The 12,385-nt window shown below is 47.7% G+C and carries 11 protein-coding genes; 5 read left to right on the forward strand and 6 right to left on the reverse strand.

Annotated elements, in window-relative coordinates:
- Positions 1–8: 8 nt before the first annotated feature.
- From NST44_RS08770 to NST44_RS08785, 4 genes are all read left to right on the forward strand, one after another.
- Positions 9–242: a hypothetical protein gene (locus tag NST44_RS08770; protein ID WP_138919369.1), complete on the forward strand. Its 234-nt coding sequence runs from the start codon at positions 9–11 to the stop codon at positions 240–242.
- 134 nt (positions 243–376) lie between these two features.
- The gene (glmS, locus tag NST44_RS08775; protein WP_007133201.1) at positions 377–2,209 is read left to right on the forward strand and encodes a glutamine--fructose-6-phosphate transaminase (isomerizing); all 1,833 of its coding nucleotides are present in this window, start codon (positions 377–379) and stop codon (positions 2,207–2,209) included.
- A gap of 335 nt (positions 2,210–2,544) precedes the next feature.
- Positions 2,545–3,102: a dihydrofolate reductase family protein gene (locus NST44_RS08780; RefSeq protein WP_213617003.1), complete on the forward strand. Its 558-nt coding sequence runs from the start codon at positions 2,545–2,547 to the stop codon at positions 3,100–3,102.
- Between the two features lie 27 nt (positions 3,103–3,129).
- On the forward strand, positions 3,130–3,930 hold the full coding sequence (locus NST44_RS08785; RefSeq protein ID WP_213617005.1) for an alpha/beta fold hydrolase: 801 nt from the start codon (positions 3,130–3,132) through the stop codon (positions 3,928–3,930).
- A gap of 371 nt (positions 3,931–4,301) precedes the next feature.
- On the opposite strand, the gene NST44_RS08790 is transcribed toward NST44_RS08785, so the two are convergent.
- The 3 genes from NST44_RS08790 to NST44_RS08800 are packed head-to-tail and all read right to left on the reverse strand — an operon-like array spanning position 4,302 to position 8,427.
- Entirely contained in the window at positions 4,302–4,694 is a 393-nt protein-coding gene (locus NST44_RS08790) for a carboxymuconolactone decarboxylase family protein (protein WP_007133204.1), read from the reverse strand.
- An 18-nt stretch (positions 4,695–4,712) separates the two neighbouring features.
- Positions 4,713–6,356, reverse strand: a complete 1,644-nt coding sequence (locus NST44_RS08795; RefSeq protein WP_340898902.1) for a thiamine pyrophosphate-binding protein — start codon at positions 6,354–6,356, stop codon at positions 4,713–4,715.
- A gap of 4 nt (positions 6,357–6,360) precedes the next feature.
- Positions 6,361–8,427, reverse strand: coding sequence for a putative bifunctional diguanylate cyclase/phosphodiesterase (locus tag NST44_RS08800; protein WP_245256201.1), 2,067 nt, complete (start codon positions 8,425–8,427; stop codon positions 6,361–6,363).
- 420 nt (positions 8,428–8,847) lie between these two features.
- Here NST44_RS08800 and NST44_RS08805 point away from each other — a divergent pair, with 420 nt between their 5' ends.
- On the forward strand, positions 8,848–9,594 hold the full coding sequence (locus NST44_RS08805; protein ID WP_007133207.1) for a hypothetical protein: 747 nt from the start codon (positions 8,848–8,850) through the stop codon (positions 9,592–9,594).
- Positions 9,595–9,764: 170 nt separating this feature from the next.
- Here NST44_RS08805 and NST44_RS08810 read toward each other — a convergent pair whose 3' ends face one another.
- From NST44_RS08810 to NST44_RS08820, 3 genes are read right to left on the reverse strand one after another with little or no spacing between them, the layout of a single operon-like run.
- Entirely contained in the window at positions 9,765–10,574 is an 810-nt protein-coding gene (locus NST44_RS08810; protein ID WP_340898905.1) for a hypothetical protein, read from the reverse strand.
- Positions 10,575–10,598: 24 nt separating this feature from the next.
- Entirely contained in the window at positions 10,599–11,072 is a 474-nt protein-coding gene (locus NST44_RS08815; RefSeq protein ID WP_340898908.1) for a DUF5381 family protein, read from the reverse strand.
- Positions 11,073–11,092: 20 nt separating this feature from the next.
- Positions 11,093–12,124 carry a WXG100 family type VII secretion target gene (locus tag NST44_RS08820; RefSeq protein ID WP_340898909.1) on the reverse strand — a complete coding sequence of 344 codons (1,032 nt, stop codon included), beginning with the start codon at positions 12,122–12,124 and terminating at the stop codon, positions 11,093–11,095.
- Positions 12,125–12,385: the final 261 nt, after the last annotated feature.

The raw sequence follows: 12,385 nt of genomic DNA on the forward strand, positions 1-12,385 counted from the left end.
GAATCGATGTGATAACGAAACGGCACAATCAAGCTGACGAGGTGGAGGTGTTCGGATTGTTCGGCGGGGACCTCCCGGGATTGCACCAGAACCGTAAGCTGAACGCGGAAAAGGAATGGGCGACCGTTCTTACAACGCATCAGCAGGTGCTCATCGTATTTCATAAAAACATGAATGTGCGAATCAAGTGTGCGTACAGCGCGGTGGAAGAAGAGTGCATTCATGATTGTTCAATAGCTTAAGGGAAAGCTATCAAGCTATCGTTGAACATTGATAATTGAATAGATCATTCTTCTTTCGTAATACCGCACAGCAGGTGCGCATTCTTCTTTTCGCATAACCATTACTTTTGGAAACCGAACGGAGGAATCATACAATGTGTGGTATTGTCGGATATATTGGAAATCAGAAGACGCAAACGGTGTTGCTGGAAGGACTCAAAAAGCTCGAGTATCGCGGATATGACTCTGCAGGAATCGCAGTGTTCACCAATGAAGGGCTTCGCATAGCCAAGGCACAGGGACGTCTGGCCAATCTTGAGGAACGGCTGGAAACAGCGCCGCTGGTCGGTACGGCCGGGATCGGTCATACCCGCTGGGCTACGCATGGCCGTCCATCGGATGTCAACTCCCATCCGCATACGGACGAGAGCCAGAAGTTCTCGGTCGTACACAACGGGATCGTTGAGAACTACCTGGAGCTGAAGGAAGAGCTGATCCAGCAAGGGCATCACTTTGTGTCCGAGACCGATACGGAAGTGATCTCGCATCTCATCGCCCGTGAATATGACGGAGATATCGTGAAGGCGGTGCAGAAGGCGATCAAGTATATGAGAGGGGCTTTTGCACTTGGCGTACTAACGGAGTACGAACCGGATAAGCTGGTTGCCGTTCGTCAAGCCAGCCCGCTCATTATCGGCCTTGGTGAAGGCGAGAACTTTATCGGTTCTGATATTCCGGCGATTTTGAAATATACGCGGAACGTATATATTTTGAATGACGGCGAGATGGCGCTGCTCACTGCAGATGCTGTCGAATTGATGACGATCGAAGGGAATTTTATTTCTCGGGAAATGATTCGTGTCGATTGGGATGCCGTCACGGCGGAAAAAGGCGGGTTCGATCACTTTATGCTGAAGGAGATCCACGAGCAGCCGAAGGCCTATCGGGATACGATGCTGGGCCGCGTGGATGAGAGCGGACGGAAAGTCGTCCTCCCTGAGCTGAAGCTGACGAACGAGCAGATCGCGAATATTCGCAATGTCCAAATCATTGCCTGCGGAACGGCTTACCATGCCGGTCTTGTCGGACGCAGCGTGATCGAGGGAATGGTACGTATACCTGTCGAGAACGACGTGGCTTCCGAATATCGTTACCGTTCGCCGATTGTCACGCCTGAGACGCTGGTCATCGTTGTGAGCCAGTCCGGCGAGACGGCAGATACGCTGGCAGCCCTTCGTGAAGCGAAGAGCCACGGCGCCCATGTTCTGGCGATTACGAACGTGGTCGGCAGCTCGATCGCCCGTGAAGCCGACGACGTGCTTGGTACGTTGGCAGGACCTGAAATCGCGGTTGCTTCGACAAAAGCCTACACCTCCCAGCTGATCGCATTCTATCTGCTTGGTCTGTATCTGGCTCAGGTACGCGGCACGATGACGGAGGACGCTGTTGCCGAAGTGATTGCTGCGATGGAGGCTCTGCCGGAGCAGGTGGAAGCGATGCTGGCGAATGCCGAATCGATCAAAGCCTATGCCGAGCAGATCGCCAAGCATGAGCACCTGTTCTTTATCGGCCGCGGCCAAGATTATGCGGTAGCCCAGGAAGGCTCCCTGAAGCTGAAGGAGATCTCCTACATCCATTCTGAGGCTTATGCTGCCGGTGAGCTGAAGCACGGCACGCTCGCTTTGATTGAGGAAGGGATTCCGGTGATCGCTCTTGCAACCCAGGAAGCGGTGCTGGAGAAAACCGTAAGCAACATTAAGGAAGTGAAAGCGCGGGGTGCGGAAGTCATGGCCATTACCTACGAGGAGCATGTGGCTGACCTGCTGAAGTCGGTCGACCAAGCCTTCGCGATTCCAAAGACGCTGCCGGTACTGACGGCCGCCTTGTCCGTGATCCCGCTGCAGCTGCTTGCTTACTATGCTTCCCTCGCTCGGGGCAATGACGTGGATAAGCCGCGGAACCTGGCGAAGAGCGTGACGGTAGAGTAAGCGTGGGCTTTGCTCGTAATTGTGTGAATGTATTAAGTATTCTTTGTAACTTGAATAATAAAGCTTGTAACCAATAAAAGAAGTATGTATATGGAAACCATGGATTGTAACTTCTAAACCAAAAGAGCTCAGATTAGTCTGAGCTCTTTTGTTGTTTAATCAAGAAAATCAGAGGGTTTAATATAAAAAAGGCTAACAGCATTCTAGGAATCTTGTTGTACCTTCAGGTTCCCTAGATTAAAACTGGAACATAATAGCAATTGATAAGAAATGCTCGGACCGGGAAAATGATATATTTGTTTCGTAAATCATGAAAGCAAGGAGTGATTGAAGGAATGGGTGACGTGATTTTAACAATGCAGCTTTCGCTGGACGGCGTCGTGTCGGATGAAAATCAGTGGATGACATTGAGCGAAGAGATCTTTGAGGATTATTTGGAATATTACAATACTGTCGATACGATTATCGTAGGCAGAAATTCGTACGCTTCGTTAGCCCAGCATTGGCAGCAGGCGGAGCATTCTTCCAATGCGCTGGAACGGGCCATCGCCATGCGCATGAACGAGATCTCCAAAGTGGTCATTTCCAGCTCCAAAGTCGATTTGGTCTGGAGAAACTCGCAGCAGATTGGGAGTGGCAATACCTCGCTCGCTCGTGAGCTGGAAGCACTGAAAAGCCGGGTCAATCGAATTTCCGTCGAAAGCGGAGTAAAGACATGGCAATCTTTCATCCACAGCGGACTTTACGACGAGCTGTGGCTGCTCGTTCATCCCGTCATCGCTTCCCGCGGCGAGCGCTTGTTCGCTTTGGCCAACAAGCAGCAGTCCCTCCGGTTGATCCGCTCCAAAACATACAAGAACGGCGTCGTCGGCTTGCATTACCAGCGAAAATAATTTAAGAAAAAGGAGGGGCGAGAACTGATGAACAACGTTATATCCAAAGATGGAACGGCCATCGCCTATGACCAATACGGCAACGGTCCGGCTGTGATCCTGGTAACTGGCGCTCTAGGGTATCGCAAGTTCCCTTCGCAAGAGCAACTGGCAGATTTGCTGGCGAACCATTATACCGTGATCAATTACGACCGACGCGGGCGGGGAGACAGTGACGACACACCGCCCTATGCGGTGGAGCGCGAGATTGAAGATATCGATGCACTAATAGAATCCGTGGGCGGGAGCGCCTATTTGTATGGTGTATCGTCCGGAGCAATTCTCGCCCTGGAGGCCGCTGATCGGTTGTCTGAAAAAATCCCAAAGCTGGCGCTGTATGAACCGCCCCTCATCCTTGACGCAAGCCGTCCGCCTCTTCCCCTGGATTACGTCGAGCAGTTGGACGAGGCTATCTTGTCCGGACAACGCGACAAAGCTTTGGAAATTTTCATGACACAGGCGCTGCTTATTCCGGAAGAATACTTGGCTCCGCAGAAGGAAAGTCCGATATGGAGAGATTTTCTGGCTGTTGCGCATACGCTCGCATATGATGGAAGGATCGCACGTGATGTGATGATCGGCAAGCCGCTGCCAACCAGCAAATGGGCTCGAGTAACGTCCTCCACAGTGGTAATTTCCGGCGCAAACAGCGAGCCTTTCTTCCATGAAGCTGCGAAAACATTGGCCCATCATCTCGTAAAGGCGAAGGATCGGGTGCTTGCGGGACAAGATCACAATGTCGATCCTGCGGCTCTCGTTCCTTTACTGGTCGAATTTTTCAACAGTTAAGGATACTTGGGCAAGGGATAAACCAGAGCTTTTATCTCCAAAGATTTAACCCAGTCCAATTAAGAGACGACGTTAGAGAGACTTAATAAAACACAGAAGAAGTGAAGTGTCTGAAAGTTAATTATTCTTTCTAAACTGAATAATATGATAAGCAACACAAGAGCCCCTCAAGTTATTTAACAGAGGGGCTCTTGTTATTGCAGAAATCAAGGACACTTGGGTAGGCCATGCATTATGTAAAGTCAAAATAGCCGTGAATGATTGAGCCTGGCCAAACCACGGTGACGCATCCATCCTCGACTAAGTCAAAATCCTTCTCAGGCTTACTCTCGTTGAATCGAGTTGGCCGAAATAAAGTAGGGAGCAGGGGTTTATCGTTCTTCGTATTGAATTCCCCGTTCGTTAAACACTTTCATGACCACAAACATGGCATCCAGCGCTTTGGGAAAGCCTGCGTAAGATACGCAGTGCATGACGGCCTCTACAATCTCATTTGGCGTAAGCCCGGCATTCAAGGCTGCTTCGATATGGAAATCGAGCTGAGCCGCTGCGCCTGAGGCAAGCATAGCCGCTATGGTAAGCAGGCTCCTTTGTTTTAGATCCAGGCCTGGACGGGAATACAGCGAGCCATAAGGGAACTCGACAATCAGCCTGGCCATATCCGGTGAGAATTTTTCCATCTGTTTGACCGTTGCGTTCAGTCGTTCTTCACTTACCATCTGTTGCAAAACTTCGATTCCTTTATTATAGCGATTCGACTCCATAAACGTCCTCCGTAAGCGTTAATCTAGACTAAGCAATCGGGTAAGAATCGGCGGGATTTCTTGCGGATCCACCATGACCTCGATTACCGTAGCCGTATGGGACTGCAAGGCTGACTGAACCGCCCTCGTAATGTCGGCTTCATTTTCGCAGCGGAATGCCATGGCGCCCATGGATTGGGCAAATAAGCTCACATCCAGCGGTCGTTCATAGACAGCGCCTACCGAACGCCCGGTGTTATAAGACATTCCCTTTTCCACCATATCTAAACGGCCGTTATTCAGTACAAAGAAAATAACCGGAATTCCATGGTTCACGGCTGTCGATATCTCGGTGCCGTGCATCATGATGCAGCCGTCGCCGGTCACGCAGACGACAGGGCGATCGGGCATGGCAATTTTCGCTCCGATCGAATAGCCGATCGCTGCCCCCATAGCGATGAACACTTCATCGAAATAGAATGTCCCGGGCTCGATGATCTCGAAGTTTTGTACGGCATGAAAGGAGTGACTCCCTGCATCCCCGAAGAGAACTGCCTCTTTCGGGAGCACGGATCGCAAGCTTCGGAACGCCGTTCCCGCTGACAACACGGATTCCGCTTGGGAGGTCGCTGCTGCCGCTTGTGCCCGGGCAATCAGCATCTCATGCTCTTTGGACGATGCCCCGCTTTGCGAGATGAGTTGAGTCAGGTTAGAGCGGATATCGCCAAGAATCAGTTGCGTCGGCGCCTGAATGGTTTTACCTGCGAACTTAAGGTCATACTCAAATTGCAAAACCTTTTCCGGCTCCATATCGGGCGTAAATCCGGACAAGGACATATCGCACAATTTGCTGCCTACGACGATCATCAGGTCAATGCCGGATCTCATATAATCGGTTGCATGCTTGGAACCGCCGAGACCATACCCGCCTAGGTATAAGGGGTGGCTGGTAGGAAATGCTCCTTTCGCACCCGGCGTGGTCATTACAGGAATCCCCCAATGCTCGGCCATGATCCGCAATGGTTCATAGGCATCCGCCATGACGGCGCCTTTGCCCAGAAAGAGGACGGGCTTCTTAGCCTCGCCCAGCATCGATATCGCCTTATCGATATCGGGGGATACAACTGGTGAAATGTGGTCTGGCAAAGGCAGGTAGAAGCTCTCGACTTCCTCCATCAGCACATCAAATGGGATACAAAGATGAACAGGGCCTTTTTCACCCGTGTAGGCTTTTTCCAGGGCATGTTTAAGGTACAAGTAAAGAAGGTCCCCACGTTCGATGCGGGCACTGAACAAGGTAACGGGCTCGAACATCTTAACCAAATCGGCCCCAAACTGGCTTGAATCCTGACTTAAAGCGCGCCCAGTCTCCCGCATCGATGGCTGTCCGGTGATGAACAATACCGGTAACTGGAACTCTTTGGCCTGCCCGGCGGCTGTGATCAGATTCGTTCCTCCCGGGCCGGAAGTACCAATCGCGATCCCCATTGTTTTTTTCGCCAGTGCATAGCCTGACGCCTCAAACCCAGAGCCAGCTTCGTGACGACCCAGCACATATTGAATACCATGGCTTTCAAGCTCCAGCATCAGCGGAGAAATGGACTTTCCGGGAATTCCGAATACGTGAGAAATCCCCCAATTTTTAAAATGCTCGACTAATAGGGTATACACTCTCTTTTTCATCCTATCACCCCTGCAAATTGGTTTTTATTGTCGCCGTTTTGTTCAACAACCGCTCGATTTGTTCTGCGGGTAAAGGTGGGTAATAATAAAACCCTTGCACTTCATGGCAGCTTTGACTACGCAGGAAATCCAACTGATCCTTGGTTTCTACGCCTTCTGCGATAACATCGATGCCAAGCTTATGAGCCATCGCTATGATCGTAGCCACAATGTCCGCGTCATTCGAATCCGTCATAATATTCCTGACAAAGGATTGATCAATCTTCAGCCGGTCAATCGAAAACAATTTTAAGTAGTAAAGATTGCTATAACCCGTCCCAAAGTCGTCGATGCAAATTTGTATGCCTAGTTCCTTCAGTTTCCCGAGTACCTCGATCGCAACATCGACATTCATCGTCATCGACTCGGTAATCTCGAGCTCCAGGTATTGGGGATCGATGTGGGTTTCGAGTAAAATCTCTTTGATGGTGTCTACCAAATTATATCTTGAGAATTGGCGAGAAGAGAGATTGACCGATACGCTCATAGGAGGGAACCCCTTATCCTTCCATATTTGATTCTGAAGGCACGCGGTTTTGAGCACCCATTCCCCAAGGGGGACAATGAGTCCTGTTTCCTCGGCGATCGGGATGAACTTAGTTGGAGGGACCAAGCCGAGAGTCGGATGATTCCAACGAACGAGCGCCTCGGTACCGATGATGTTCCCAGTCAGAATATCGATTTGGGGCTGGTAATATACCACGAATTCATCTAGGTCTAACGCTTTACGGATTGAATGCTCCAAGGTAAGTCTTTCAATACCGCTGCTGTTTGGCACAGGTTTGAAAATGTTATAATTGTTCTTCCCGTCGTCTTTCATCCGGTAAAGAGCAATGTCGGCATTCTTCATGAGCACCTCGACATTCGTGCCGTCTTGAGGATAGAAGACAACACCGATACTGGCCGTTATATAGAATTCATAGCCGTCTACCGCAAATGGTTTCTCAAATGCTTTTATAATCTCTTCGGCAACATGAATGGCTTCCGTATGATCCGTAATCTCTTGCAGGAGGATCGTGAATTCATCCCCGCCCATTCTGGAAACCAGTTGATTCGGAGCATGACAGCAAGTTTTCAGACGTTCGGCAACCAGCTTCAACAGCACATCACCGTTGTTATGACCCAGCGTGTCATTAATCTTCTTGAAGCTGTCCAGGTCGAGAAACATGACGGCGAAGATACTGTTTTCGTTCACCCCATGCTTCAGGAGCTCATCAATATGCCTGGTGAAGAATCTTCGATTCGGCAAACCGGTTAAATCGTCATGATAGGCTAAATAATTGATTTGCTTTTGCGTATGATAACGCTCCGTGATATCCCGAAACTGTGCAAATGCGCCCATGACCTGCATATTCTCATCACGAATAGGGAAGGCGTCAAACAGGCAGACCAGCTCATCTTGGCCCGTCCGAGGGTGCAGCATGAATTCCATATTTTCGTATTCTTTTCCCGTTTGAAGGACCTCTTTAATGAACTCATTTGTTTTGGCATCCGGAATAGGTTTATTAGTAACATCCTGCTTCTTGGAACCCGTTAAAATTTCAGCAAACTTGTTAAACTCGGTTATGTTCCCATCCCGATCCGTAATGATGATGCCGTTTCTTGTTGTTTCGATAACCACCTGGTTCAATATGTGCAATCGTCTATTTTGCTTTTTCAGCAGGAGCTCTCTTTCGATTGAATCTACGACCGTACTCAGCATCGCCAGCAAAAATGGGTTATGCTGATCGATCGTCGTCATAATCGTAATGGTTCCAAGCAGGTTGGAGATATCTGTATATTGGAAGGGGACGGAATAACACGCGGAGGACCACAAAAACTCATAATAATGCTCGTCCCCGACAAGCTGAATGGGCTGACGATGATCCAAAACCAAATTAATGCTGTTAGTTCCGGCTTCTTGCTCGTTGAACACGAGGCCAATCTGTATGCCCGATTGCTGAACCACACTCTTGATCGCTTCATCCCCGGCCATTTCCAGAATACAGCCATTCTCATCGGAAATCAGGATCAGCAGTGGAATCCCTTTCATGAGCTCCAACATCCTATGTACAAAAAAATTGATTACCGACAATATTTCTTCGTATTCGGCCCGTTTTAGATTCAAATCGCCTTCTGATAAAAAGGTCGAAAAAGAGGGAACCCCCCGTGGATCAATACCTAGCTTCTCACATCTCTTTTTAGACTCCGAGATCAAGGATACTTTCGTCAAAGCAATCCCCATCCCCCTTCGCTCCATGAAAATGCAGTAAAATATACTTAGATCATGAGCAATCCTGTTATATATCACATTAGACGACACTTAAAGTTTTTTGTCAAATTATTTCTGTTAGATTTTGGGTGAAGAAAGTAAATAAATAAAGAGGCGGGGCATTTTGATGATCAATCGAAAATCATTCCGTTGTTATAATAGATTATGAGTTCATATTTTTATGAAAGAAGGCAAGGGGATATGAGGAAATTATTAAGAAAAGTATGCATGGTCGTAATGGGAATATCCATATTAAGCTTATTAGGATGCAGCGAGTTAAATAAAAAAACTGCCAAAATCATCGAGGAAAGGTTATCCGAAAAATACAATGAATCCTTTGAAGTAAAATACATAGGGGAACGATGGGGGACGAAAAGCAATAATACAGTAACTACATATGTTAAAGCATTAGATTCAGACATCATGTTTACTGCCGTAATGGATACCTCGGAAAACATCGTTGAAAATTATCCGGAGATGCGGTTAATGCATAAATTTGCCTCCGTTTTTAATAAGGCGATTGAAAATCAAGGGCTAGATGCATCTTCGTGGGTCAATATCCATCCGAAACAACCTATTGAAGTAACGAAAGATATGACGATTGAAGACTATCTTGAAAAATCGAAAGCAGAGTATATCCATGTTGAAATTGTCATGAGACATGATGAAAGTATTACAGCAGAGAAATTAAAAACGATTGTTCAGCAATCCTATGATCAGTTTAACGGCCCTTCGATTTCCGCAACGTATTGGATATTTAATGATGATGAATATATAAAGGTGAATGAATTTTTAGAGAAAGTAGCAAATATAGATCCTTCTTCTTTAGAAAGTTATAAATATGATCGTACAGTTTTCGTTGAATTAACGGAAAATGGTTTCGTAGATTCGGATGAAGATATTAATAAAAGGCTGGAAGGAGGGGGGGACTATAATAGCCTTCATTGATTACGAAAAAATGACCGATATCGCTAATCAATAAAAAAGGATGCAGCGCTTACTAGGGAAACGCTGCATCCTTTTATTTGGGGACAACGGAGACTTAAGACTTGGTCAGGTTTTAAGATGCTCCCGCATAGAAGACCGTTTAGATGAGCGGTACTAGATCTACCGCTTGACTAAGCCAAAGCACCAGCAAAAGCGCCGAGCGTCTTTTTGCATGCCGAGAAGGATTGCAGCTCAATGCAAATCCGTGGCACCGCATTTCTGTCCGCTTCCTGGTTACGTATAATCCAGACCCCTTCATTAGAAGGAAGTATAAACAAAATATCCTCGATTGCCGTCTGATTTCCGCTGCCAATTCTTATCGTGCTTAGATTGTCCATGGTACAGGCATTCGTTTGAAAATCCTGCTGCCATTTTGCAATCAGCTGCTGCTGACCGGATGAAAGCTCGTCATTGAGAGGGGAGGCAGGGGATTCACCTGATGTCAGCCGATTCCACAATTCTTCCGTGATCACAGCCTTGGATTCGGATAAAGTCAGCCCTTCGGCTTTCGAAGGCTTCACTCCATAGAAATGTGCTAGCTCTTCTTCCCAATCCGCCGGCTCTGTCCAGGTAAGAAAATGAAGTGTATGATTGTCAGACAAGTGGTACAAATACCGCTGCTGCAGCTCATGGATCGTGAGTACTTTGCTGGAATTCCGATCGGTAATCCCTCTTAGCATATAATTGCTGTGCAGCAAATGCTGAATCATTTGCGTAATTTCGGAAGTGAAACGAACCTCTCCATTCTCCTCATCCATCGATTCTATAAAACCTTTGGACATCAAGCTATGTGTAGCTGCCTGAAATAGAAGCTCCCATTTGTCTTCAGACAGATCTCCATAGTATGCCTTCATAAGTCCTGCAGCCATTTCCTCCCCTTGATGAACGGCCAAGGCGTATCCCAGCTCTTCTAATGAAAATACAAAGGTATGCTCGCTCATGTAAGCAAATCCTCCAGTACAGATCTATTTCGTTTCCTTTCCGTTACGGCTGATCAGCCCCCGCAGGCGCTTCGTGACAGACTGAATTTCGGAATCGGTCAACAAATAATACGTATTCACAGTCCAGGTCTCTCTGTTTTTCAAATGAAAAATCAGCACAGGCAATTTCGGAAGCAGCCACTTTCGAATGGAAGGGCCGCTGTAGCTGATGCTTGTAATCTCCGTCCAGGCTACGGTCCGCGTACCGTCTGAAATGGAATGTTGATCGTAGGTGAGCAGCTTCGCGTCTGATTTCAGCGCCTTAGGTAAGCTGACAACCAAATATCCTCCAAAGAACGGAATCCCGATTATGGCTGATGTGATACAAAAAAACTTGCGAATAAAGGAAGTATCCATAAAAAAAGCCGCGTACAGCAGAAACAGGCAGGCCAGCACAAACAGTAAACTGCCAAGGGATTTACCCCATGCTACGGATTTTCGATAAGATATTGCGTTCATGATTTAGCGCCTTCCTGAAATTATTTGAACAGTCCGCTAATCCAGCGAACTCCCTTTTCGACCACTTTAGCCGCGCCATCACCGACAAAGGCTCCAACCGTACCGCCTACATAGGAACCGATAGCCGCACCGACCGGACCGCCAATCATTGCACCGACGGCTCCGCCTGCTACAGCGCCGCCATAGGTCGCGGCTGTTTTTACAACAACGTTGGATGCGGCTACGGCTACTTCTTCCCCGTTAAGCTTGCCTTCACGATACTTGCTGACAAGGCCGGAAGCCTCGCCGATCACATTAAAGGTTGCGTTAATCGGGAAGATCTTTTTGGCGATCATCCCAGGGATTTTCTTGGTAGCGATCCCATACCTGCCTTTTTCGACACCAGCTATAACCTGTCTGGTCCATTGAGGAAAGTTCTTAGCTTGACTAAAGCCTAACCCAAAATTGAGACCGAATTTGCTTGCTACTCGATCAAAGCCTTTTATGCCTTTCATGATGAAGCCTGGGTTCACAATCTGGCGATTGATACCTCTAGCCAGGTTTTTCAAGAACGTATTGTTGCCTTTGCCTTTAACCCATGGCGCATTATGAATTTTAGCTCGGGACGGATTTCGGGGATCTACCCTGAATCGTACCGTATTAGTTAAGACTAAGGAAGCGCCCACAGAGCTGTAAAGGAGAGTTCCCCACTTCTCCAGATTATCTCTCACTTGTAGCGTGTTGTTTAACACGTCCTGGGTTTGATCAATCGGATCGGCGGCCGTCCTTGCCTGCAACGAAGCTTGAGTGGAATCGGCCTCCGTAAAGCGGTTGACTATGGTATGTAATTCCGTGCTGACCGAGCCCACCGCTGCCGTGAAGCTATCCATTTGTTGACGGGCCAGTTGGAAGTTTTGATAGAATTGTTGCCTTGTCGTACCTTCCCAACCGCTTTCAAGGATTTGGATCTGCTGGGTAAGGTGGCTGCAAATTTGCACCCCGATTTCCCGAGCCTGTGCAAATTGTCGGGATATCTCCATAAGTCTTTCCGGAGGAACTAATATTTTGCCCACGGCACTCACCTCAACAATGTACAGATTAATGTAATTATTGTAGTAAAGGTCATCCGTCTACACAAAAGGAACAAGTAACAGAATAGTAAAAAAATCGCTAGGTCCTTGGAACCATTTCCCTTTTCATCAAGGTGGATTCTTATTTTTTCCATCTGGATTTTGTGATACGTTTACATGAGTTAAGGGCCACTGTCTACCAGGTCATCGATGACTGACACCAAGCCCGCAGTTCGCAAACAAGACGCAACTTATTTGTGCACA

This window comes from Paenibacillus sp. FSL W8-0919 (genome assembly GCF_038003785.1).
Lineage (GTDB): Bacteria > Bacillota > Bacilli > Paenibacillales > Paenibacillaceae > Paenibacillus_AQ > Paenibacillus_AQ lactis.